Source organism: Pseudomonas sp. NPDC087690 (genome assembly GCF_044743175.1).
Lineage (GTDB): Bacteria > Pseudomonadota > Gammaproteobacteria > Pseudomonadales > Pseudomonadaceae > Aquipseudomonas.
Genome location: NZ_JBIUVX010000010.1, coordinates 124753 through 147586, shown reverse-complemented (window position 1 = coordinate 147586; position 22834 = coordinate 124753). Strand labels below are relative to the sequence as shown.

At 59.3% G+C, this 22834-nt stretch carries 27 protein-coding genes; 13 read left to right on the top strand and 14 right to left on the bottom strand.

What is annotated here, in order from left to right; genetic code table 11:
• Positions 1-2: 2 nt before the first annotated feature.
• The gene (serS, locus tag ACIPIZ_RS13895; RefSeq protein ID WP_401165745.1) at positions 3-1232 is read left to right on the top strand and encodes a serine--tRNA ligase; all 1230 of its coding nucleotides are present in this window, start codon (positions 3-5) and stop codon (positions 1230-1232) included.
• Positions 1233-2627: a siroheme synthase CysG gene (gene cysG, locus ACIPIZ_RS13890; protein ID WP_064390663.1), complete on the top strand. Its 1395-nt coding sequence runs from the start codon at positions 1233-1235 to the stop codon at positions 2625-2627.
• A 94-nt stretch (positions 2628-2721) separates the two neighbouring features.
• On the opposite strand, the gene ACIPIZ_RS13885 is transcribed toward cysG, so the two are convergent.
• The 8 genes from ACIPIZ_RS13885 to ACIPIZ_RS13850 form a co-directional block, all read right to left on the bottom strand.
• A complete protein-coding gene (locus tag ACIPIZ_RS13885; RefSeq protein ID WP_105708691.1) occupies positions 2722-3723 on the bottom strand; it encodes a glutathione S-transferase family protein in 1002 nt (333 codons plus the stop codon).
• A gap of 91 nt (positions 3724-3814) precedes the next feature.
• The gene (locus ACIPIZ_RS13880; RefSeq protein WP_105708692.1) at positions 3815-4816 is read right to left on the bottom strand and encodes a glycosyl transferase family protein; all 1002 of its coding nucleotides are present in this window, start codon (positions 4814-4816) and stop codon (positions 3815-3817) included.
• Positions 4813-5148, bottom strand: coding sequence for a TusE/DsrC/DsvC family sulfur relay protein (locus tag ACIPIZ_RS13875; RefSeq protein WP_064390660.1), 336 nt, complete (start codon positions 5146-5148; stop codon positions 4813-4815). Before ACIPIZ_RS13875 ends, ACIPIZ_RS13880 begins: the two co-directional genes overlap by 4 nt.
• The gene (gene tusB, locus ACIPIZ_RS13870; protein WP_401165742.1) at positions 5145-5438 is read right to left on the bottom strand and encodes a sulfurtransferase complex subunit TusB; all 294 of its coding nucleotides are present in this window, start codon (positions 5436-5438) and stop codon (positions 5145-5147) included. The genes ACIPIZ_RS13875 and tusB overlap by 4 nt, the downstream gene beginning before the upstream one ends.
• The gene (gene tusC / locus ACIPIZ_RS13865) at positions 5438-5794 is read right to left on the bottom strand and encodes a sulfurtransferase complex subunit TusC (protein WP_064390658.1); all 357 of its coding nucleotides are present in this window, start codon (positions 5792-5794) and stop codon (positions 5438-5440) included. The genes tusB and tusC overlap by 1 nt, the downstream gene beginning before the upstream one ends.
• Before the next feature lies 1 nt (position 5795).
• Positions 5796-6188, bottom strand: coding sequence for a sulfurtransferase complex subunit TusD (gene tusD / locus ACIPIZ_RS13860; protein ID WP_064390724.1), 393 nt, complete (start codon positions 6186-6188; stop codon positions 5796-5798).
• Positions 6189-6388: 200 nt separating this feature from the next.
• A complete protein-coding gene (locus tag ACIPIZ_RS13855; RefSeq protein ID WP_401165739.1) occupies positions 6389-7093 on the bottom strand; it encodes a YoaK family protein in 705 nt (234 codons plus the stop codon).
• A 24-nt stretch (positions 7094-7117) separates the two neighbouring features.
• Entirely contained in the window at positions 7118-7447 is a 330-nt protein-coding gene (locus tag ACIPIZ_RS13850; protein ID WP_064390656.1) for a DUF6388 family protein, read from the bottom strand.
• Between the two features lie 134 nt (positions 7448-7581).
• Here ACIPIZ_RS13850 and ACIPIZ_RS13845 point away from each other — a divergent pair, with 134 nt between their 5' ends.
• Complete coding sequence (locus tag ACIPIZ_RS13845; protein ID WP_064390655.1) at positions 7582-7932, top strand: hypothetical protein; 351 nt, start codon at positions 7582-7584, stop codon at positions 7930-7932.
• Between the two features lie 116 nt (positions 7933-8048).
• Here the strand turns inward: ACIPIZ_RS13845 and ACIPIZ_RS13840 are convergent, their stop codons facing one another.
• Complete coding sequence (locus ACIPIZ_RS13840) at positions 8049-8474, bottom strand: N-acetyltransferase (protein ID WP_064390654.1); 426 nt, start codon at positions 8472-8474, stop codon at positions 8049-8051.
• Between the two features lie 148 nt (positions 8475-8622).
• On the opposite strand from ACIPIZ_RS13840, the gene ACIPIZ_RS13835 reads away from it, so the two are divergent.
• The 4 genes from ACIPIZ_RS13835 to ACIPIZ_RS13820 all read left to right on the top strand — a co-directional run bounded on the left by ACIPIZ_RS13835 (position 8623) and on the right by ACIPIZ_RS13820 (position 11695).
• Positions 8623-9060: a hemerythrin domain-containing protein gene (locus tag ACIPIZ_RS13835; protein ID WP_064390653.1), complete on the top strand. Its 438-nt coding sequence runs from the start codon at positions 8623-8625 to the stop codon at positions 9058-9060.
• Between the two features lie 220 nt (positions 9061-9280).
• On the top strand, positions 9281-9910 hold the full coding sequence (locus ACIPIZ_RS13830) for a lytic polysaccharide monooxygenase auxiliary activity family 9 protein (RefSeq protein WP_064390652.1): 630 nt from the start codon (positions 9281-9283) through the stop codon (positions 9908-9910).
• Between the two features lie 43 nt (positions 9911-9953).
• Positions 9954-11012, top strand: a complete 1059-nt coding sequence (locus ACIPIZ_RS13825; RefSeq protein WP_122661578.1) for a chitinase — start codon at positions 9954-9956, stop codon at positions 11010-11012.
• Positions 11013-11107: 95 nt separating this feature from the next.
• Positions 11108-11695: an NUDIX domain-containing protein gene (locus tag ACIPIZ_RS13820; protein ID WP_105708695.1), complete on the top strand. Its 588-nt coding sequence runs from the start codon at positions 11108-11110 to the stop codon at positions 11693-11695.
• Positions 11696-11779: 84 nt separating this feature from the next.
• Here ACIPIZ_RS13820 and ACIPIZ_RS13815 read toward each other — a convergent pair whose 3' ends face one another.
• Entirely contained in the window at positions 11780-12295 is a 516-nt protein-coding gene (locus ACIPIZ_RS13815) for a methylated-DNA--[protein]-cysteine S-methyltransferase (protein ID WP_401165747.1), read from the bottom strand.
• A gap of 154 nt (positions 12296-12449) precedes the next feature.
• On the opposite strand from ACIPIZ_RS13815, the gene ggt reads away from it, so the two are divergent.
• From ggt to ACIPIZ_RS13800, 3 genes are all read left to right on the top strand, one after another.
• Positions 12450-14177: a gamma-glutamyltransferase gene (ggt, locus tag ACIPIZ_RS13810; protein ID WP_064390646.1), complete on the top strand. Its 1728-nt coding sequence runs from the start codon at positions 12450-12452 to the stop codon at positions 14175-14177.
• Between the two features lie 66 nt (positions 14178-14243).
• Positions 14244-14777, top strand: a complete 534-nt coding sequence (locus ACIPIZ_RS13805) for a cysteine hydrolase family protein (protein WP_401165735.1) — start codon at positions 14244-14246, stop codon at positions 14775-14777.
• 196 nt (positions 14778-14973) lie between these two features.
• Positions 14974-15993 carry a lysozyme inhibitor LprI family protein gene (locus ACIPIZ_RS13800; RefSeq protein ID WP_401165733.1) on the top strand — a complete coding sequence of 340 codons (1020 nt, stop codon included), beginning with the start codon at positions 14974-14976 and terminating at the stop codon, positions 15991-15993.
• Positions 15994-16041: 48 nt separating this feature from the next.
• On the opposite strand, the gene ACIPIZ_RS13795 is transcribed toward ACIPIZ_RS13800, so the two are convergent.
• Positions 16042-16686, bottom strand: coding sequence for a TetR/AcrR family transcriptional regulator (locus ACIPIZ_RS13795; RefSeq protein WP_150648363.1), 645 nt, complete (start codon positions 16684-16686; stop codon positions 16042-16044).
• A 143-nt stretch (positions 16687-16829) separates the two neighbouring features.
• Between ACIPIZ_RS13795 and ACIPIZ_RS13790 the strand changes: the two genes are divergently transcribed.
• Both ACIPIZ_RS13790 and ACIPIZ_RS13785 read left to right on the top strand, forming a co-directional pair.
• Complete coding sequence (locus ACIPIZ_RS13790; RefSeq protein ID WP_401165731.1) at positions 16830-17288, top strand: GNAT family N-acetyltransferase; 459 nt, start codon at positions 16830-16832, stop codon at positions 17286-17288.
• Positions 17289-17414: 126 nt separating this feature from the next.
• Positions 17415-18050: a hypothetical protein gene (locus tag ACIPIZ_RS13785; protein ID WP_236428478.1), complete on the top strand. Its 636-nt coding sequence runs from the start codon at positions 17415-17417 to the stop codon at positions 18048-18050.
• 40 nt (positions 18051-18090) lie between these two features.
• Here ACIPIZ_RS13785 and ACIPIZ_RS13780 read toward each other — a convergent pair whose 3' ends face one another.
• Positions 18091-18636: a hypothetical protein gene (locus ACIPIZ_RS13780; RefSeq protein ID WP_253482866.1), complete on the bottom strand. Its 546-nt coding sequence runs from the start codon at positions 18634-18636 to the stop codon at positions 18091-18093.
• A 53-nt stretch (positions 18637-18689) separates the two neighbouring features.
• A complete protein-coding gene (locus ACIPIZ_RS13775; protein ID WP_064390639.1) occupies positions 18690-19007 on the bottom strand; it encodes a hypothetical protein in 318 nt (105 codons plus the stop codon).
• Between the two features lie 157 nt (positions 19008-19164).
• Here ACIPIZ_RS13775 and ACIPIZ_RS13770 point away from each other — a divergent pair, with 157 nt between their 5' ends.
• On the top strand, positions 19165-20610 hold the full coding sequence (locus ACIPIZ_RS13770; RefSeq protein ID WP_401165728.1) for a SulP family inorganic anion transporter: 1446 nt from the start codon (positions 19165-19167) through the stop codon (positions 20608-20610).
• Between the two features lie 12 nt (positions 20611-20622).
• Here ACIPIZ_RS13770 and ACIPIZ_RS13765 read toward each other — a convergent pair whose 3' ends face one another.
• On the bottom strand, positions 20623-22809 hold the full coding sequence (locus ACIPIZ_RS13765) for a GAF domain-containing protein (RefSeq protein ID WP_105708703.1): 2187 nt from the start codon (positions 22807-22809) through the stop codon (positions 20623-20625).
• Between the last annotated feature and the right edge of the window lie 25 nt (positions 22810-22834).

Below are 22834 nucleotides of genomic sequence, written 5' to 3'. Positions count from 1 at the left end.
GCCTGGCTTCCCGTTGCTTTGCCCTTGATAGCGCTCGCATCGAAGCGCTGGAAGAACAGCGCAAGACCGTCCAGACCCGCACCGAAGCACTGCAGGCTGAGCGTAACGCGCGTTCCAAATCCATCGGTCAGGCCAAGCAGCGCGGTGAAGACATCGCGCCGTTGATGGCGGACGTCGAGCGCATGGCGGGCGAACTGAGTGCCGGTAAAGTCGAACTGGACGCGATCCAGACTGAACTGGACTCGATTCTGCTGGGTATCCCGAACCTGCCGCACGAATCCGTGCCGGTTGGTAAGGACGAAGACGACAACGTCGAAGTGCGCCGCTGGGGCACCCCGGCTGCATTCGATTTCGAAGTGAAAGACCACGTGGCGCTGGGCGAAAAGTTCGGCTGGCTGGACTTTGAAACTGCCGCCAAGCTGTCCGGCGCGCGTTTCGCCTTGCTGCGTGGCCCGATCGCCCGTCTGCACCGTGCCCTGGCGCAGTTCATGATCAACCTGCACGTCAACGAGCACGGCTACGAAGAGGCTTACACGCCTTATCTGGTTCAGGCTCCGGCGCTGCAAGGCACCGGCCAGTTGCCGAAGTTCGAAGAAGACCTGTTCAAGATCGCCCGCGAAGGCGAAGCCGATCTGTACTTGATCCCGACTGCCGAAGTGTCGCTGACCAATATCGTTGCCGGTGAAATCGTCGATTCGAAACTGCTGCCGATCAAGTTCGTCGCCCACACCCCGTGCTTCCGCAGTGAAGCCGGCGCATCGGGTCGCGACACCCGCGGCATGATCCGTCAGCACCAGTTCGACAAAGTCGAGATGGTCCAGATCGTTGAGCCTTCGACCTCGATGGAAGCGCTGGAAGGCCTGACCGCCAACGCCGAAAAGGTCCTGCAACTGCTCGGTCTGCCTTACCGCACCCTGGCACTGTGCACCGGTGACATGGGCTTCAGCGCGGTCAAGACTTACGATCTGGAAGTGTGGATCCCGAGCCAGGACAAGTACCGCGAAATTTCCTCGTGCTCGAACTGCGGCGACTTCCAGGCCCGCCGCATGCAGGCGCGTTTCCGTAATCCGGAAACCGGCAAGCCTGAGCTGGTGCACACCTTGAACGGTTCCGGTCTGGCCGTCGGCCGTACGCTGGTTGCCGTGCTGGAAAACTACCAGCAGGCCGACGGTTCGATCCGTGTGCCGGACGTACTGAAGCCGTACATGGGTGGCCTTGAGGTCATCGGCTAAATGAAATATCTGCCGCTGTTTCACAACCTGCGCGGCAGTCGTGTGTTGGTTGTCGGTGGGGGGGAAATTGCCTTGCGCAAATCCCGCCTGCTGGCCGATGCCGGTGCGCTGCTGCGGGTGGTCGCACCTGAAATCGAAGCGCAACTGCGTGAACTGGTTACTGCCTCCGGCGGTGAATGCCTGTTGCGCGGTTACGTCGAGGCGGATCTGGACGGTTGCGGGCTGATTATCGCCGCCACCGACGATGAGACGCTGAACGCCCAAGTCTCCACCGATGCGCACAAGCGCTGCGTGCCGGTCAACGTGGTCGATGCGCCGGCCTTGTGCAGCGTGATCTTCCCGGCGATCGTCGATCGCTCGCCGCTGATCATTGCCGTGTCCAGCGGCGGCGATGCGCCGGTGCTGGCGCGTTTGATCCGGGCCAAGATCGAAACCTGGATTCCATCGACTTACGGTCAGTTGGCCGGACTCGCCGCGCGTTTTCGCAATCAGGTGAAAAGCCTGTTTCCGGATGTGCAGCAGCGTCGTGGTTTCTGGGAAGACGTGTTTCAGGGGCCGATTGCCGATCGGCAACTGGCCGGGCAGGGCGCTGAAGCCGAGCGTTTGCTGCAAGCCAAGATCGATGGTGAAGCCATGGTCACCACCGGCGAGGTGTATCTGGTCGGGGCAGGTCCGGGCGATCCGGATCTGCTGACCTTCAAGGCTCTGCGCCTGATGCAGCAAGCCGACGTGGTGCTTTACGACCGCTTGGTCGCGCCGGCGATTCTTGAGCTGTGCCGTCGTGATGCCGAGCGAGTCTACGTCGGCAAGCGTCGCGCCGATCACGCCGTGCCGCAGGATCAGATCAACCAGCAGCTGGTCGACCTGGCCAAGGCCGGCAAACGTGTGGTGCGGTTGAAGGGCGGTGATCCGTTCATCTTCGGCCGTGGTGGCGAAGAGATCGAAGAACTGGCAGCCCACGGCATTCCGTTCCAGGTCGTGCCGGGTATTACAGCGGCCAGCGGTTGCGCGGCGTATGCCGGGATACCGCTGACCCATCGTGATTACGCGCAGTCGGTGCGCTTTGTCACCGGGCATTTGAAGGACGGTTCCACCGATCTGCCTTGGTCCGACCTCGTCGCGCCGGCGCAGACGTTGGTGTTCTACATGGGCCTGGTGGGTTTGCCAGTGATCTGCGAACAACTGATCAAGCATGGTCGTTCGGCGGATACCCCGGCGGCGTTGATCCAGCAGGGGACCACGGTCAATCAGCGGGTTTTTACCGGCACGCTGGCTGATCTGCCGCGACTGGTGGCGGAGCATGAAGTGCATGCGCCGACATTGGTGATCGTGGGAGAAGTGGTGCAACTGCGCGAGAAGCTGGCGTGGTTCGAAGGGGCTCAGGCGCAGGTCTGAGTCAGATCAAAAGATCGCAGCCTTCGGCAGCTCCTACATGAGAATGCGTTCCCTGTAGGAGCTGCCGAAGGCTGCGATCTTTTGCTTTTTGCTATTAACCCTTCAACCAAACCCCTTTCCCAGCCAGCCGCGCCCGATCATGCGCCAAGGTGAAATCCTGCTCCGGCCCCTTCGGCACAACCCCCGTCGGGTTGATGGTCTTGTGGCTGCCGTAGTAGTGGTTCTTGATGTGCTGGAAATCCACTGTCTCGGCAATCCCCGGCAGCTGATACATCTCACGCAGCCAGTTCGACAGATTCGGGTAATCGGCAATCCGCCGCAGGTTGCACTTGAAGTGCCCGTGGTACACCGCGTCAAAACGAATCATCGTGGTAAACAGGCGGATGTCCGCTTCTGTCAGGTACTCACCCGACAAGTAGCGATTGGCACCCAGCACCTGCTCCAGATGATCCAGCTCGGCAAACACCTCATCGAACGCTTCTTCATAAGCCTCTTGCGACGTAGCGAAACCAGCGCGGTACACGCCGTTGTTCACCGCCGGATAGATCCGCTCGTTCAACGCATCGATTTCACCGCGCAACGGCGCCGGGTAGAAGTCCAGATCGTTGCCAGTCAAGCCATCGAACGCGCTGTTGAACATGCGGATGATCTCGGCTGACTCATTGCTGACAATACGCTTGAGTTTCTTGTCCCACAGCACTGGCACGGTAACGCGGCCGGTGTAATCGGCAGTGTCGGCGGTATAGCGCTGATGCATGAATTCAAAACCATCGAGCTTGTCGCCGGTCGAGCCGAGTGCTTCGTCGAAGGTCCAGCCGTTTTCCAGCATCAGCCAACTGACCACCGACACGTCGATCAGACTTTCCAGACCTTTGAGCTTGCGCAGGATCAGCGTGCGATGCGCCCACGGGCAGGCGAGGGAAACGTAGAGGTGATAGCGCCCGGCTTCGGCGGCAAAGCCACCTTCACCGCTCGGGCCGGGTTGACCGTCTGCGGTCACCCAGTTGCGGCGCTTGGCCTGTTCGCGCTGGAACGCGCCGTCCTTGCTGCTTTCGTACCACTTGTCCTGCCAGTGGCCATCGACGAGTAAACCCATGATCAAGACTCCGTAAACCAATAATCGTTGGAGTCGAGTCTATTCCGATGAGTTCGAACAAAAAGCGCAAAGATCGGGCGCGAATGATCGGTTAAATCGATTTGTCCCGCGCAGCCCAGTATTGCTCGGCAGTTTCGAAGGCTTGCTCTCGCGGCTGGCCAAGGCCACGCAGGGCCAGCGCCATCGTCGAGATCAGCGCCATTTGCGGGTAGCTGTCGACCACTTCACCGCGCCACACGGCTTTCAGATGTTCGACGTCCAAAGTTGCCGGTTTGACGTGGCGTTGTGCCGACATCTGTGGCCATTCCTCATCCCAGCTCTCGCCGCCCGTGGTGCCGTAGAGATGGCTGTCAGCGTCCGGGTTGATCTCGATTTCGCCGCCGTCACCCTTGACCACAATCGCCGTGTCGCCCAGCAGCCCGCTGGCATCGCGATGCACTGCCTGATAGCCAGGATGGAAAATACTTTGCAGCCCGCACCGTGCGCCCAGTGGATTGAGAATCCGCGCCAGCGAATGAATCGGTGAGCGCAGCCCCAAGGTGTTGCGCAGGTCGATCATGTTCTGCAGTTGTGGCGCCCAGTCCACCAACGGCATAAACGCCAGACCACCATTATCCAGCGCCGCGCCGACTTGTTGCCAGGTGCGGCACAACGGGATGTTCAACTCGCCGAGCAGTTGCTCGCTGTACAGACGCCCGGCGGTGTGCGCGCCGCCGCCATGCATGAAAATGCGCACGCCGTTCTGCGCCAGACACTTGGCGGCCAGCAGGTACCACGGCAGATGGCGCTTCTTGCCGGCATAGGTTGGCCAGTCCAGGTCGACATTCAATGCAGGCGCCTGCAAACGCGCGCGCAGCGCTTCGGTGAACCCAGCCATTTCCTCGGCGCTTTCTTCCTTGTGCCGCAGCAACATGAGAAAGGCGCCGAGCTGGGTGTCTTCGACCTTGTCGTCGAGGACCATGCCCATGGCTTCGCGAGCTTCCTCGCGGGTCAAATCGCGGGCGCCGCGCTTACCCTTGCCGAGGATGCGCACGAATTGAGCGAATGGGTGTTCGGCAGGCGTTTCGAGGGTCAGCGCGGGAAAGTCGGTCATAAGCAATTCGTCGGTTTGGGCAGGCCCGCCAGTTTCGCGGCGAGTTTGGCAGGGGTGCCTTTGAACAGTCGGTTCAGGTGCAGGCTGTTGCCTTTGTCCGGGCCGAGCTTCAGTGCTGTGTACTTGATCAGCGGTCGCGTGGCCGGGGACAGCTCGAATTCTGCATAAAAGCTGCGCAGCAGTTCGAGGACTTCCCAGTGCTCAGGGGTCAACTCGATCTCTTCAGCGGCGGCGAGGGCGCTGGCAACGTCGGCGGACCAGTCACTCAGATCAACGAGAAAGCCGTCCTTGTCCAGTTCGATGGCGCGGGCGCCGACGGTCATCGAATTCATAGCCAGCTGTTGACCTTGTCGTGGTGGATCGACAGTTCGACGAAGGCAGGATAATCGATCACTTCGGCCCATTCCGGAACTTCGATGGCGCGAGCCTGAGCATCTTCGGCAAGGACGAATAATTTGATTTGGCGGGTTTGCAATGCGCTGAACGGCGCGGTGCCCGGTTGCAGCGCATAAACCGCATCGCCGGACAGTAATAAGGCATCAGCGCTGCCGATCAGGCGCAAGCAACTGCTCAGGCGATCGTCGCCGAACGGGGAATGAGACAACACATGCAAAGTCGACATCAGAGGGTGATCACCTGGTCGTAACGGTCAATAAGGGCGGTGATGTGCTCGGCGGCCAGTGGCTGCGCTTCGTCCAGCGACAACTTGTCGAGGCCTCGGGCGCTGGCGCTGTCGGCGCAGTAGAACAACTCTTCTACACCAAACATCGGCAGCGCTTGAAGGTTGGCGCTGAGGTCTTTCTGTTGCAAAGCCTTGGCGTTTTGCCCGGCAGCCAGTTGCAACACACCGTCATCGAGAAACAGCAGGCCGATCGGCAGATCGAAGGCGCCACCGGCGAGGACGATGTCCAGCGCTTCGCGGGCAGCGGGGCCGGACCATGGCGATTGGCGACTGATGAGCAGCAGGGATTTGGCCATGTTACGCACCTCCGAAGCAGATCAGACGGTCGGCGTCTTGCACCGCGTCGTGCAACTGGCCCAGACCGGACAATTCCCACGGTGCGCTGACGGAGACCGCTTCACGCTGATAGCGCCTGGCTTCTTCATTGTTCAGCACGCCGCGACGCAGGGCGGCGGCGATACACACTACGCCGTCGAGCTTCTGCTCAGTGATGAATGCGCGCCACTGCTTGGGCAGGTCGAGTTCATCCTGCGGCGTGACCACCGCATCAGAGGCGTTGTAGACGCCGTCCTGATAGAAGAACAGCCGGACAATTTCATGCCCACCGGCCAGCGTAGCCTGCGCGAACAGCAGGGCGCGGCGCGAGGAGGGCGCGTGGGCGGCGGAAAACAGCGCGATGGCAAACTTCATGACGGACTCGATCAGCAAAACTGCGGCCATGATAAAGCATTGCAGACCGCAAAGGATCGCAGCGCTTACAGGGAAACACGATCTCTGTAGGAGCTGCGGCACGCTGCGATCTGTTGATTTTGATTTTGAGAAACAAGATCAAAAGATCGCAGCCTCGTTTCACTCGACAGCTCCTACAGGGAGTACGGGTCGGGCGTTGGTTAGCGGGGCATATAGCCCAGTTGCCAGCGCCGCGGGATTTTCAGAGAGAGCAGCCCTATCGTCGCGGCCAGCAAACCGCTGACAAACATCGCTTTGAGTCCCAGATGGTGTTCCAGCACCGCCCCCAGAATCGCGCCGACAAACATCCCGCTCCAAGGCACCAGTTGAACGCGCCAGCCGCTGCGCCGTTCGCCGAGCATCCAGCGGCCCAGTCCTCGCCCGAATCGCGACAATGCACCCGTGACATAGGTAAGTCCGACCGGTAAACCATTCACTTCTTCGACGGAGGCATTGAGCATGCCCATCGCAATGATCGCCGCCATCAGCGCCGGCAGTTGTGTGTCGAATGGCCAGACCGCCGCCGCACAAAGCAGGGCGGCGATACACAGCAGCAGCGGTAACACCCGGCGTCCGCCGAAACGTGCGACGACAACCCCCAAGGCATTCCCGACAATAAATGTTGCGACGAGGATCAACAGGCGCACAGTCAACCCGACGTCGCCATCACTGATCGCCACGGCAAGTCGGGTGGTGTTGCCGCTCATGAACGAGACGAAGTCACCGCTGGCCATAAAGCCAATGGCGTCGGTCATTCCGGCCAGCACCGAAAGGCTGGCCACCAGTGCCAGACCAATCCGCCCGCGCCACTTTTGTGTGTGCAGATGGCCGGGGCTGGCGCGGTGAGTCGAGGCGGATGGCAGCATGAGTGCGGTGTCCTGGGGTGACAGTTACGGTTCTATGCCATATAGATCGCAATATTCCAGCCAATCCATCCCGGCCATTTCCGCCACCTCACGGTGGACTTCCAGCCGCTGCGCCTGATACTCCTCAGGCGAATCAGCGGTCAGTTGCAAGGTCAACTCCCAGGCGAACAGCCCAAGACTTTCCGCCTCGGCTTCAAATGCTTCGTGCAGGCGCTCTTCACGATACTGCGCCTGAGTTTCGCCTTTGGCCTGGGCCAGCAACGGGTTGAGATGATCGAGGGTTTCGCGCAGTTCGGGACGCGCGTCGAGAAATACTTGCAGGGCATGTTCATGTCGCTGGTCGGTAGGCGCCATGTGGTTTCCTTATGAGGCTGATGAGCTTGGGTTGCCGCAGCGGCCTGCGTGTGTCGCGCTATAAATGCAGTAAAGCAGAACGATTTCTGCTGCTGCAATGATACAGTCCGCTTTTTTCTGAATGAGCGAATGCAATGCGAATTCTGATGGTAGCGCTGGCGGCGACGATGCTGGCCGGTTGCGCGGGTTCGGCGATGAACGATGCTCGCACTCAAGCCCCTTACAAGGTACTGACTTCGGACAAAGCCGAGAAAGTCGTGGCCCAGTGCGTGCAATTCGGCTGGCAGGATGAGGCGGTGTTCGGTGTCGATGCGGCGGCTTATCTGGAACCGCGCAAGCTCGGCGGGACGACGGTCTACACGCGTTCGGCGGAGTCGTTTGTGGACGTGATCACCGAGGCCTCGGGCACGACGTTGAATTACTACGCGCAGAAGGATGATTTTGTTGCCAAGCGCCGGTTGGCGGCGTTGGCGACCTGCCTCTGATCATGTGTTGACGCAGCTGTCGGCATCGTCGGAACGCCGCCCGGAGCAGGCTCACTCCTACAGTGGAATGCATTCCAGATGTGGGAGCGAGCCTGCTCGCGAAGGGGCCGCAACATTCAACCGATCAATCGCTTCTGGAAGAAATGCCGCTTATGCCCCAGTGGATAATCCAGAATCTCTCCGCATTCGCTGAATCCAAGCTTCTTGTAAAACTCCGGTGCCTGGAAGGAGAAGGTGTCGAGCCAGATGCCAACGCAGTCTTTTTCCCGTGCCAGATCTTCTGCCCTCTGCATCAACTGCGAGCCGATACCCTTGCCGCGACCTTGCTCCGGCACGGCCAGTAACTCAATGAACAGCCAACGATAGAACGTGTGGGCATACAAACCACCTAGAATCGCGTCGTGTTCATCACGTACTAACAGAGCGATCGGCTCGAAGGTCGACGGTCCGGCTTTGGCAACGTTGTGCGCACGCAGCGGCGCGAGGATGGCTGTGCGTTCTTCTTCGGTCGGGTTTTGTGACAGCTCGATACGCAAGTTCATGCATGACTTCCTTGTTGTTTGAGTTCGCAGCCTATCCTGCCGCGCGGTCATCTTCCAAGCCCCGTTTCAACCCTTTGGAACTGCCGCTCACGCGCCGGGGTCTAGCTGTTACAGCGTCATTCCAGCACGCGGTTGATGAGGACATCCCATGAACATTTTCGAAGCCCTTCGCGAAAGCCATGACCGCCAGCGTACGTACGCCAAGACGTTGATCGAAACCAGCGGTGACACGCCTGAGCGAGTCGAAGCCTACAAACAGCTCAAGGCAGAACTCCAGGCCCATGAAACCGCCGAAGAGCGCCATTTCTACATCCCGTTGATGGAGCTTGACGAGGGGGTCGATCTGAGCCGCCATGCCATCGCCGAACACCATGAAATGGACGAGATGATGGAAGAACTCGACGAGACCGAGATGTCCAGTCCGGCGTGGTTGGTAACTGCCAAGAAGCTGTCGGACAAGGTTCATCATCATTTGAAAGAAGAAGAGCAGAAATTCTTCCAGATGGCCGGCAAATTACTCAACGAAAAACAGAAAGTACAGCTCGCCGGTCAGTACGAAAAGGAGTTCAAGGCACAGCTGCCGTGAGTACTGAATGGCAGCTTTTGCAGCATTGACGTGTAATCCTTTGGCGTCATTTAGGGTGGGTGTTATCGCAATGACTGTATATGCATCCAGTATTTGCGGTGTTTTCAGGTTTTAACGCAGCTAACTGCGACAAAACCGCCGATGGACAAAAAATCCGTCTCCGTTAGCTTGAAGGCCTCTCCTCGGAAAGGAGAGTTCTTAAATCAACGGAGTGAAAAACATGAATCAACCACAAACCCAACTGCGACACGGTCGTGTGATTTCTCCTGCAAGCCGCGGTGCGGTAGCGATCGAGCAAGGATTGCTCGGCGCCTGGCAGGTCAATGAAATGGAAGGCGGGAAAAACTTCCCGGCGCTGGCAGCGGGACCGTTCCCGGCCCCTTACCAGACCGACTCGGACAGTGTCACGCCACCGGCTGATGGCTACATACTCAGCGGCGGCAAGAGCGATGCCCGCGATTGCGTGAACTTCACCAATGACGAAATGAGCAAGAAGCTCTCCCGTCCATTCACCTGGCCGCTGCTCAATGTCACCCCGGGGCAAACCCTCGAAATCAAATGGGAATACACCGCGCCGCACACCACCCGTGGTTACCGCTGGCTGATCACCAAGGATGGCTGGGACCCGAAACAACGCATCACTCGTGCGCAACTGGAAGCCCAACCGTTCTTCGAGGACTTCTACACTCAGGTGCCTTATTACAGCTACCCGAATGAGTTGAAGGCCAAGGTCAATCATGCGGTGAAACTACCGGCCAACAAGACGGGCCATCATGTGATCGTACTGATGTGGATCGTTGCCAACACCGGCAACGCCTTTTATCAGGCCTTCGACGTCGACTTCAAGTAACGGCGCTGCGTCGTCAAACCCACACGTTCTGAAGGATTAGAACATGTCAAAAATCGATTTCTCTTTAGTGCAAAGCGCGGTGAGCGATGCCGCCTCGCTGATGCCGAGCATTGCCGGTAAAAAGATCCTTATGGGCTTCTGGCACAACTGGCCGGCGGGCCCGAGCGACGGTTATCGCCAGGGTCGCTTCGCCAGCCTTTCGCTGGAGGAGGTGCCCAAGGAATACAACGTCGTTGCGGTCGCTTTCATGAAGGGCAGCGGGATTCCGACCTTCAAGCCGTTCAACGTTTCCGATGCCGAGTTCCGCCGTCAGGTCGGCGTACTCAACAGCCAAGGGCGGGCCGTATTGATTTCCCTCGGCGGTGCCGATGCGCACATCGAGTTGCGCAGCGGTCAGGAACAACCGTTGGCCAATGAAATCATCCGTCTGGTGGAAACCTACGGCTTCGACGGACTGGACATCGATCTTGAACAGAGCGCGATTGACTTCGCTGCCAACAAGACCGTCCTGCCGGCCGCGCTGAAACTGGTCAAGGATCACTACGCAGGCCAGGGCAAGCACTTCATCATCAGCATGGCCCCGGAGTTTCCGTACCTGACCAGCACCGGTAAATACGTGAGCTACCTGCAGGCACTGGAAGGCTACTACGACTTTGTCGCCCCACAGTTCTACAACCAGGGTGGCGACGGGGTCTGGGTGCCGGAGGCCAACAATGGCGCGGGTGCGTGGATTGCGCAGAACAACGATGCGCTGAAGGAGGATTTCCTCTATTACCTGACCGAAAGTCTGGTGACCGGCACTCGCGGCTTCACGCGGATCCCGGCGGACAAGTTCGTCATCGGCCTGCCAGCCAACAATGATGCGGCGGCTACCGGTTATGTGATCGATAAAACCGTGGTCGGGAATGTCCTCAAGCGTCTGGCGATCAAGGGGCTGCCGATCAAAGGCTTGATGACCTGGTCGGTGAATTGGGACAACGGCACCAGCAAGGATGGCGTGCCGTACAACTGGGAGTTCAGCCGGCGTTATGGGCCGTTGATTCAGGGGGGGCGTTCCGTTGGGCAGGATGTCGATGACATGCAATCGCACATCGCCCGGTAGTTGCAAATAAAGAAGCCCGGTAGCGCTGCCGGGCTTTTTTTGTTCGCGCAATTATTCGACCATGGCGGCTTACTCAGGAAACAGGATCAAGCGTCATGTCCAACACAGCCGAGCGGGTCAACATCGTCGACACTCAGGTGTTGTCCCATGACTGGTATCTGCTGAAGAAAATCACCTTCGACTATCACCGCAACAATGGCGAGTGGCAGCGTCAGACCCGTGAGGTCTACGACCGTGGTAACGGTGCAGCGATTTTGTTGTTCAACCGCGAGCAGCGCACGGTGGTGTTGACCCGGCAGTTTCGCTTGCCGGTGTTCGTCAATGGTCATGATGGTTTGCTGATCGAGGTGGCGGCGGGGTTGCTCGAAGGCGCGGCACCGGAGCAACGGATTCGCGACGAAGCCGAGGAAGAGACCGGTTATCGCGTACATGATGTGAAGAAGGTATTCGAGGCTTACATGAGCCCCGGCTCGGTGACCGAGAAGCTGCACTTTTTCATTGCCGAATACGACGCCGCATCGAAGGTCAGCGACGGTGGAGGTCTGGAAGAGGAGACTGAAGAACTGGAAGTGCTGGAGTGGCGATTCGATGACGCGCTGGCAGCGTTTCAGCGCGGTGAGATCTGCGACGCCAAGACCATCATGCTGTTGCAGTATGCGGCGATGAATAACTTGTTTGACTGATAAATCAAAAGATCGCAGCCTTCGGCAGCTCCTACAGGAAAACGCATTCCAGGGTAGGAGCTGCCGAAGGCTGCGATCTGACGGCTAAAACAAATCCCCGGTTTTGCCAATCTGCGACCAGTCGCCACCTTCAAGGGTCAGCAAGCGCTCTTTCGCCTCCAGGCCCCCGGCAAATCCGGTCAGTTTCCCTGACGCGCCGATCACCCGATGACACGGCGCGACAATGGAAATCGGGTTGCGTCCGTTCGCTGCGCCCACTGCCCGCACGGCGCTGGGATTGCCGATCTGTTCGGCAATCTGGCTGTAGGTCCGCGTCTCGCCAAATGGAATGGTCAGCAGCGCCGCCCAGACCTTTTTCTGAAAATCGGTGCCAGCGAAATCCAGTTCCAGATCAAAACAGTCACGCGTCCTGGAAAAATATTCTTCAAGTTGTCGAGCCGTTCGAATCAGGATCGGATTGTCGTGTGCCTCGCTCATCGGCCCGAGGCGCACGCGGTTCGGTTTGTCGTTTTCCCAGAGGATGGCCGCCAGTCGTGAACCGTTCGCGACCAGCTTCAGCTCGCCGACGGGCGAGGGCAGGGTGATGAACGTATAGGACATGACGGCAGACTCCGGATCAGGACGGCAACAGCGCCCAGCATACTGCCTGAGCGGGGAGGCGCAATACGCAAAGCCGACCATACTGCTTGGTGCTCTTGCAGCGTTCCCCGCTCTGTTTTGCACAGACCCTGAAAACAAAAAAAGAGATCGACTCATGAAGTACGAACCTTTGGCCAGATCGCTGATTGCGACCTCACTGGCACTCAGCTGTCTCATGGCTCACGCGGCGTCAGTCGCACCGGTTGCTGCCGAAAACGGCATGGTGGTTACCGCGCAGCATCTGGCCACTCACGTGGGCGTCGACGTATTGAAAAGTGGCGGCAATGCCGTCGATGCGGCGGTCGCTGTGGGTTACGCGCTGGCGGTGGTGTATCCCGCAGCCGGTAACCTCGGCGGTGGCGGCTTCATGACCATTCAATTGGCGGACGGGCGCAAGACCTTCCTCGATTTCCGCGAAAAGGCCCCGTTGGCGGCGACGGCCAATATGTACCTCGACAAGGAAGGCAACGTCATTCCCGACCTGAGCACCCGTGGCCACTTGGCCGTCGGCGTACCGGGGACCGTGTCCGGCATGGAACTGGCGCTGAGCAAGTACGGCACCAAGCCGCGCAAGGAGATGATTGCCCCGGCGATCAAACTGGCTGAAGACGGTTTCGCGCTGGAGCAGGGCGACGTCGAGTTGCTGGAATACGCCACCGACGTGTTCAAGAAGGACATGCGCGATTCCGGTTCGATTTTCCTGCACAACGGCGAGCCGATGCAGGTCGGACAGAAACTGGTGCAAAAGGATCTGGGTAAAACCCTGCGGACCATTTCCGAAAAAGGCGCCGATGGCTTCTATAAAGGCTGGGTCGCCGATGCCATCGTCACTTCCAGTCAGGCCAACAAAGGCATCATCACTCAGGCCGACCTCGACAAATACAAGACCCGCGAACTGGCCCCGGTGGAGTGCGATTACCGTGGTTACCACGTGGTCTCGGCGCCACCGCCAAGCTCCGGTGGTGTGGTGATCTGTCAGATCATGAACATCCTCGAGGGCTATCCGATGAAGGATCTGGGTTTCCATTCGGCCCAGGGCATGCATTATCAGATCGAAGCGATGCGCCACGCATACGTGGATCGCAACAGCTACCTCGGCGATCCGGATTTCGTGAAAAATCCCATCGAGCACCTGCTCGACAAGAACTACGCCACCAAACTGCGCGACGCCATCCAGCCACAGAAGGCCGGGGTCTCGGCTGAGCTGAAACCCGGCGTCGCACCGCATGAAGGCAGCAACACCACGCATTATTCGATCGTCGACAAGTGGGGCAATGCGGTCTCGGTCACCTACACCCTCAATGACTGGTTCGGCGCCGGTGTGATGGCCAGTAAAACCGGGGTGATCCTCAATGACGAGATGGACGACTTCACCTCCAAGGTCGGCGTGCCGAACATGTACGGTCTGGTGCAGGGCGAAGCCAACGCCATCGCTCCGGGCAAGGCGCCGCTGTCATCGATGAGCCCGACCATCGTCACCAAGGACGGCAAAGTGGTGATGGTGGTGGGCACGCCGGGTGGTAGCCGCATTATCACGGCGACTTTGCTGACCATGCTCAACGTCATCGACTACGGCATGGGCCTTCAGGAAGCGGTCGATGCGCCACGCTTCCACCAGCAGTGGATGCCGGAGGAAACCAACCTCGAGGACTTCGCCGCCAGCCCCGATACGCGCAAGATTCTCGAGAGCTGGGGCCACAAGTTCGCCGGCCCGCAGGACGCCAACCACATCGCCGCGATTCTGGTGGGGGCACCTTCGCTGGGCGGTAAGCCCGTTGGCAAAAACCGTTTCTACGGCGCCAATGATCCGCGCCGCAACACCGGCTTGTCACTGGGTTACTGAGGGGCGTAAAAAAGGGGCGGGCTCACGTCCGCCCCTGTCTCAAGGACTGATCAAGGAAGGCTCATCATGACCACCGCATTACTGATCATCGACGTCCAGCGCGCCCTCTGCTCGGGCGAATATCAGTGCCATGACATTCACCGGGTGATCAACACCATCAACGGTCTCAGCATCCGCGCCCGCCAGGCAGGTGTGCCAGTGGTGCTGATTCAGCACGAAGAGAAGGACAGCCCCTTGGCCCATGGTGCCGAAGGCTGGCAATTGGCCGAAGGGCTTGAGACATCGCCCAAAGACCTGCGCGTACGCAAAACCACGCCGGACTCGTTCTACCAGACTGACTTGCGCAAACTGCTGCCGAGCGAAGATTTTGAAAAACTGGTCATCTGTGGTCTGCAAACTGATTACTGCGTCAACGCCACCGTGCGTCAGGCTCATGAACTGGGTTATGACGTGGTGCTCGTTGCGGACGCCCATTCCACCGTCGACAACGGCAACATGAGCGCCGAAGACATCATCGCCGAACACAACAAGGATCTGGCGCACCTGACCGGCTCCGTGGCGCGTATCGACGTCAAACCCGCAGCCGACATCACGTTCTGACAACCCACACAAAACCTGTAGGAGTGAGCCTGCTCGCGATAGCAGTGTGTCAGTTGGCGCAGCATCGTCTGACTGGACGCTATCGCGAGCAGGCTCACTCCTACAGTGATTGCGAAACCCTGATTGCCATGTACATCAGGGATTTCCGCTGGCGGCACTGGCATACTGCCCGCCGTCCGAAGAATGGAATATCTCGATGTTCGCGATCTCCCTGCGTCACGTTCTGGCGCTGACGTCCTTTGCATTTGCCTCCGTCACCCACGCCAGCAGTTTCGATTGCGCCAGCGCTGCCAGCAAAACTGAAAAAGCCATTTGCGCCGATTCGTACCTCTCGAATCTTGACCAGAAACTGGGTTCGCTTTGGCGTTCCACTCTGGCAGAGGTTGCCGATCCGAAAGCGCTTAAAACGGATCAGCGAGGATGGTTGAAGCAACGTAATCAATGTGAAGACCGGGTTCCCTGTTTGCGCCGGCAGTATTTGATGCGTCTCACGGCACTTGAATACATGGTCAAACCGTTTTCCTGGGACGCCACTTGGCAGCTCATTCCCTGGGGAGTTTCGGAAGGGGCAGAAATCACCACCAGGCGCCAGGATGCTTCTCACATCGCCTTTGATATTTCAGCCGCGAACGGCTCCCACTCGGGGGAACTGGAAGGCATTGCAACGATAAAGGGGACGCAGGCCCGATACGAGCAGGGAGAATGTGTCTTGACCTTCAAGGCTCTCAACGGCCTGATCGATGTAGTACAGGATGGCGCTGATTCCGATTGCGGCGCCGGCATGGGCGTTTACTACGGTGGACGGTATGTGCCATCGAAGCAGGCAGTCCTGGTCGACTATGATTTGCTCACGCTGGGTGTGGCACAAACCCAGCGGGAAAACGCAATGTTGCACACGCTGCTCAAGGACGACTATCAGACGCTACTGCAAAACTGCGGCTTGAAGATGGACGGTGAGTCCTCTGAAGAGGTTCCGAACAGTGAGGTCAGCAACTATTGGGTCCGGGGATTGCCATCGAGCAACGCGGCGATTGTCATGCGTGCACCGAATGAGCAGTTCTGGATCATAGTCCTGGTACCCCAGTCCGGGGGTAAAACCCTTGCGCGTTACTACACCAATGTTGCGCAATGGAAAGGGCGTATGCCCGACGTCCTGCAAGCCTGGTATGAAAGTAAAGGCGGGGAAGGCCATATGCCTGTGGATTTCATGCCCTGACCCGCATCAATCCTGCTGGCGTCCGAGGGGTTGTGAAACCACAGCCCTTCAAGTCGCAAACAAAACCCCACGAATCTCGCCGACTCGCGGCGCTACGACCACGCCCTCAAGCACCATACGCGTAATCGTCTGCGCCGCCGTTTGATAATCCTCATCCTGCGGCACTTCGCGTCCCGTGATCCGGCCCATTTGCCAGCCAATATTGGTGTACGTCCGCGTCGCCGACCAGATGAACAGCATCAAATGCTCCGGGTCCACCGGCGCGAGCAAACCGCGTTCGATCCAGCTGCGCAGGCATTCAACGTTGCGCCGCGCTTCGGTCCGCAACAGATCGCGGCACTCGTCGGGCAACTGTCGACCGCCAAGCAGTAACTCGCCACTGAACACCTTGGCAATCGCCGGATGTTCGCGGGCTATACCAATCCGCGCGGCGACGTAGGCGCGCAGCCCCGTCAGCGGATCATCGCTTTCACGCAGCACTGCCGAGGCCTCCAGCAGCGGTTCGACAAAACCCAGCAGCACTTTGCTGTAGAGGTTTTCCTTGGTCTGGAAGTAATAATACAGATTGGCCTTGGGCACCCCGGCACGCGCCGCGATATCGCGGGTCTGGGTGGCGTCGAAGCCGTTGGCGGCAAACTCCTCGCTGGCGGCGGCGAGGATCAACTGCTCGTTGCGGACGCGGATGGCACTCATGGACACACAGATTGGCTGGACGGCATGAAAAGGTTCTGGCGATTTCGGATTCGCAATATACAAAACTATATAGCGATGAGGCCAGTACACTCGACAGACAGCGCTATGATGATTCGATCATTGATTGGAAACGGAGCGAGGCCATGTCCCTTCATGCTTTGCGGGCCGACGCGACACATCTGGATGCGGTGGCGGCGTTGTTCGACGCTTATCGAAGCTTTTATCAGCAGCCGTCGAACCTTGAGCAATCGCGAGCCTTCATCGCAGAACGCATGGCTGCCAGCGAATCGGCGATTTTTCTCGCTCAGGATGAAAACGGTGAAGCGCTGGGTTTCGTGCAACTGTATCCGACATTCTCGTCAATCGATGCCCACCGCACCTGGCTGCTCAGCGACCTGTTCACTGCACCTGCCGCCCGTGGGCGCGGCGTTGGCCGACTGTTGATGAACACTGCGCGGGATTTTGCCTTGGCGACCGGCGCCAAGGGATTGGTGCTGGAAACCGCCACGGATAACTTCACGGCGCAAGGCTTGTACGAATCCCTCGGCTACGTACGCGACAGTGGTTACTACACCTACGTGCTCGACTTGCGGCAGGGCTGAGCAATTTTTTGCCGATTTTGCCATTTCAGGCTTTCGCTGGAAGGCCGCTCTCTCTAGAATCCGCCCGGCCTTCGCAATGAAGGCTCAATGCCATCATTTGGTCGTGTAAACATAGGGACGGACATCATGCAATTCGGGAAAATTCTGGCGCTGGGGCTGGTACTTGCGCTGGGCGGCTGTGCCAGTTTCACCAAAGACGAAGTGGCGCCGGTGACCATGCCGTCGATGGCCAGCTACACCAACAAGCCAAACGTCTACGTCGATTTCGATTTCTATCAGGGCGAGCCGAAAAGTGGTTCCGCCGTGGAAGTGCCGCAGGCACGTGATCAACTGAAACCACAGCTGCAAAAAATTCTTACCGATTCGGGTCTGTTCGGCCGTGTCACTCTGGACGAGTTCCAGAAGCAGCCGGGCGACTACAGCCTGCGTCTGAAAATGTACAACCATCCGCCGAATGCAGGTTCCATGGTGCTGGCCTTCATCAGCGGCTTCAGCATGATGGTGATCCCGGCGTACGGCACTGATCAGTACACCTTGAGCCTGGAAGGCATGGATGACCAAGGTCAGGCCCTGACCACTGCGAGCAACCACGATGCGGTCGGTACCTGGATCGGCATCTGGTTTATCCCGCTGATGGCCAACACGACTAAAGACGCGGTAAATGACACCTTTACCCGTCAGGTCAACGCGTTGCTCAAGCAAATGGTTGATAACAAAAACCTGAAGTACTCGGCACTCGAAACCGGTATTCCACGGGTTTGAAGCGAAAAAAGAGCCGCAATCGCGGCTCTTTTTTTTGCCCTTATTTCAGGGCCTGAATGAACTGTGGATCGCTGTACAGTTCCTTCAGCAAATCGCGCACCATCGGGTTGTAAGCGTTGACCGCGTTCGGGATCGCAATGAAACCGAAGAAGCTGCTGCTCCACTGGCTGCTGACATCTTTGGTGGCGTCGTACACCACATCGTTGCCGTTGAGCAGTGTAAAGCGAGCGGCCAGTTTGCCGTCGCCGGTGCCCATGCCGGCGGACAGTTCGTTCTTCACCACCAGTACTTTCAACTGACGCTGAGCCTGTGGATCGAGCAGACCGGCCTTTCTCAGTTCTTCGGTGATCGCGTCCTGAATGTGCGCCGGGATGCTGCCGGACGGCGAGCGCACCGGGTTGGCGCGGACCACCAGCGAACCTTCACCGGATTCGGCGGTGACCTGAGGATTGCTGATCGCGTGCAGCGGCGGGGTTTGCTTGAGCTTCTGGACGTTCTCAAAGCTTGGCTCGTAGCGGGTCATGGTCATGCCACAGCCTTGCAGTAGCACGGCCAGCATCGGGATCAACAACAGCGACTTCTTCACGGCAGTTCCTTGCGTGGGAATAGAGGAGGGCGCGAATTATGGGCAGAGTGCCATCATTGAGCAACCTCGTTCGCTTGCACGTTGAGCAAGTGCTCGATCTGTGCCAGTTCCCAAGTACTGAGCAAACTTACCGGGTCGGTGCCAAAACGCTGCCAGTGTTCTAGCGAGCCTTCTTGTCCATCGCCGCTGCGGGCATATTCACAGTGATGTAATCGCCCCCCGGCAAAATCCAGCAGCAGGCGCCAGCCGTCGATATCGACTGTGACCATTGCGGTCTCGACGGGTGCTTCGCAGACTTTGAACGCGAGCACTCCGAGTGCCGCTTCACGCAAACGCTGGCACACCTCGCGGGACGTCAGAAATGCAGACATGTCGAACTCAATGACCAGAGGAGCGCGCCAGCATAAAGCCCGAGCCGGCAAGTGTCAGCGTTCACTGGCCCGATCCTGAACAATTCCGTAACATCCGCAACCCTCTTTTCCCCGAACACCTGCGGCCGTACTCGTCGGCCGCTCAGTCAGGTAAGCCATGAAACCGAAACGTCTGCGCGCCGATGTCCTGGCCGGACTCACCACCTCGTTTGCCCTGTTGCCCGAATGCATTGCGTTCGCGCTGGTGGCGCACCTCAATCCGCTGATGGGCCTGTACGGCGCTTTCATCATTTGCACACTGACCGCATTGTTCGGCGGCCGGCCGGGGATGGTCTCCGGTGCCGCAGGTTCGATGGCCGTGGTCATTGTCGCGCTGGTGGTGCAACAGGGCGTGCAGTATCTGCTGGCGACGGTGCTGCTCGGCGGTCTGATCATGATGGCGTTCGGGCTGCTGCGCCTGGGCAAACTCGTGCGCATGGTGCCGCACCCGGTGATGCTCGGCTTCGTCAATGGCTTGGCGATCATCATTGCGCTGGCGCAACTGGAGCATTTCAAGAGCGGTGAGGACTGGCTCAGCGGCACGCCGTTGTACCTGATGACCGGTCTGGTGGCGCTGACCATGGCCATCGTCTACATTCTGCCGCGCCTGACCAATGCAGTGCCGCCGGCACTGGTGGCGATCCTTGGCGTCGGTTTGCTGGTTTATCTGTTCGGCCTGCCGACCCGCACCCTCGGCGACATGGCGCACATTGCCGGCGGCCTGCCGACGTTCGCGCTGCCGGACATTCCGTGGAACCTGGACACCCTGCGCATCATCGCCCCGTACGCGATTCTGATGGCGCTGGTCGGTCTGCTGGAAACCTTGCTGACCCTGAACCTCACCGATGAAATCACCGAAACCCGTGGCTACCCGGATCGCGAATGCGTGGCGCTCGGTGCGGCGAACGTGGTGTCCGGCGCGTTCGGCGGCATGGGCGGTTGCGCGATGATCGGCCAGACCGTGATCAACCTCAGTTCCGGTGGTCGCGGGCGTTTGTCCGGGGTGGTCGCGGGCGTGCTGATTCTGTTGTTCATTTTGTTTCTGTCACCGCTGATCGAGCGCATTCCGCTGGCCGCATTGGTCGGCGTGATGTTCGTAGTGTCGCAGCAGACCTTCGCCTGGGCGTCGCTGCGGGTGGCGAACAAGGTTCCGCTCAACGATGTGCTGGTGATCATCGCCGTGACCACGATCACCGTGTTCACCGATCTGGCCACGGCGGTGCTGTGCGGGATCATCATCGCTGCGCTCAACTTCGCCTGGCAGCAAGCCCGCGAGTTGTACGCCGATGAGCATCTGGAGAGCGACGGCAGCAAACTCTATCGCCTGCACGGCACGCTGTTCTTCGCCTCGACCACGCCGTTTCTCAACCAGTTCGACCCGGCCAACGACCCGCAAAAGGTCACGCTGGACTGTCGCCACTTGAGCTTCGTCGATTACTCGGCGATCGCCGCGTTGAAAACCCTGCGTGAACGCTACGCCAAGGCCGGCAAGCATGTGCAGGTATTTCATCTGTCGGAGCGCTGCAAGAAGTTGCTCAAGCGCGCCGGTGTCGATCACGACTGAGTCGGGCGCCGATCAGCCCTTGAGCCAGGTCTTGCCGAGGATGCGCGAGACCTGATCGGCGGAGTAGGGCTTGGGCAGAAAGTCGTAACCTTCGTAACCGCTGCGCGCCAGTTCTTCGCTGTAGCCCGAGGTCAGCACCACCGGCAGGTCCGGGCGTCGCTGGCGCAGCTCTTTGGCCAGCGCGACGCCGCTGATCCCCGGCATCACCACGTCGGAAAACACCGCATCGAACGCCATGGCATCGGCGCCCACCAGTTGCAACGCTTCTTCGGCGTTGGTCGCCCAAGTGGTTTCGTAACCCAGATCCTCAAGGATCTGCTGGGCGAAACGGCCGACATCGAGATTGTCCTCGACCACCAGCACCCGACGGCGGATATCCGCCGTTGGCGTCTCCTTGATTTCGATGTCTTCCGGCGCTGCGACCACGCTGGCGCTGATTTGCGGCAGGTAGAGCGTAAACACCGTGCCCTCGCCAACCACGCTGGATACATCGACGTTACCGCCCGACTGCTTGGCGAAGCCGAACACCTGCGACAACCCAAGGCCGGTGCCTTTGCCGACATCCTTGGTAGTGAAGAACGGTTCGAAAATATGCTCGAGGGTTTTTGCGTCGATGCCGGTGCCGTTGTCGGTCAGGGTAATTGCCACGAACGGACTGCGTGAACCGGCATGCGCACGAATCGCCGGTAACGGTTTGCCGCCTTCCAGTCGCAGCTTCAGCAGACCCTGACCGTCCATGGCATCGCGGGCGTTGAGGGCAATGTTGATCAGCGCGGTCTCGAACTGGCTCAGGTCGGCGCGGATGTAGCACGGCTGATCCGGACGCTCGACGCTGATATGAATCTGCGCGCCAGTCACTGATTCGAGCATTTCGCCAATGTTCGCCAGCCGCTCACCGGCATCGACGACTTCCGGATTCAACGGCTGACGACGGGCGAAGGCGAGCAGTTGGCTGGTCAGTTTCGCCGCGCGTTCGACCGTATCGGACACTGCGCGCATGTAGCGCTGGCGGCGCTCGTCGGAGAGGTTCGGCAGCCGCAGGAAGTCCACCGAGGAACGAATGATCGTCAGCAGGTTGTTGAAGTCATGGGCCACGCCGCCGGTGAGCTGGCCGATGGCTTCGAGTTTCTGCGACTGGCGCAACGCCGATTCGGCATGGGCCAGGCGCACGCTGCGCTCCTCGACCCGCTGCTCCAGCGTGGCATTGAGTTCCTCCAGCGCCAGCAGGCCCTGACGCACTTCGGCGTCGGCGCGCACGCGCTCGATGTGCGCCCAGCAGCGTTCGGTCACTTCACTCAACAGCGCCTGTTCGAACCGCGACCAGGCGCGTGGTTGCTTGTCGTGAATGGCCATCAGCGCGGTCAACCGGCCTTGCTTGATCAGCGGCATGCAAATGGTCGCGGTGAGGCCGATGGCCTGGAATGTCGCCGATTCCTCGGGCGGCAGTTCGGTGCGGTTGTCGTGGATGATCAACGGCTGGCCGGCGTGCAGCAGGGTCACGGCTTTCTCGCCGAAGTCGCGCAAGCTGTAGTGCCCGACGATGCTTGGCGAGCCCGCCGCGGCAAAGTCGCCGCGAATGGTGAAGCCGTCCTCGTCGGCATCCATGTCGGCATAGGCGCAATTGGACAGGTTAAGGTGCTCGACCATCAGGCGCGTGCTTGCGGCGAGAATCGCCTCGGCGTCGCTGGCGTTGGTCACCGCGTTGCCGATCGCCTCCAGCACAGCGAGGCGCTGGTTGAGAAAAACGGTTTGAGTGGTTTCGGTCACAGTGTCGAGCAGGCCGACGATGTGGCCTTGGGAGTCGCGAATCGGGCTGTAGCAAAACGTGAAATATGCCTGTTCCGGGCCCGCGCCGCGGTCCACCACCAGAGGAAAGTTTTCGATATAGGTGGCTTTGCCGGCAAACGCAGCCTCGGCAATCGGGCTGATCTCGCGCCAGGCTTCTTGCCAGACTGTACTGAAAGGACGCCCGAGCGCCTGCGGTTTGTTGCCGAGGATCGGCCTGAACGCGTCGTTGAAGAGAGTGATCAGTTCAGGGCCCCAGACAATCGCCTGAGGAAAATGCGAAGCGAGACAGAGCGAGACGGTGGTCTTGAGTACATCCGGCCAGTGTTCCAACGGGCCGAGGGGCGTGCTCGCCCAGTCGTGCCTGCGTATCTGTTCGGCCATCTCGCCGTTGTCTTGCAACCAGTTTGTCATAGGGGGTCGGGTCTTTCCTGACGTC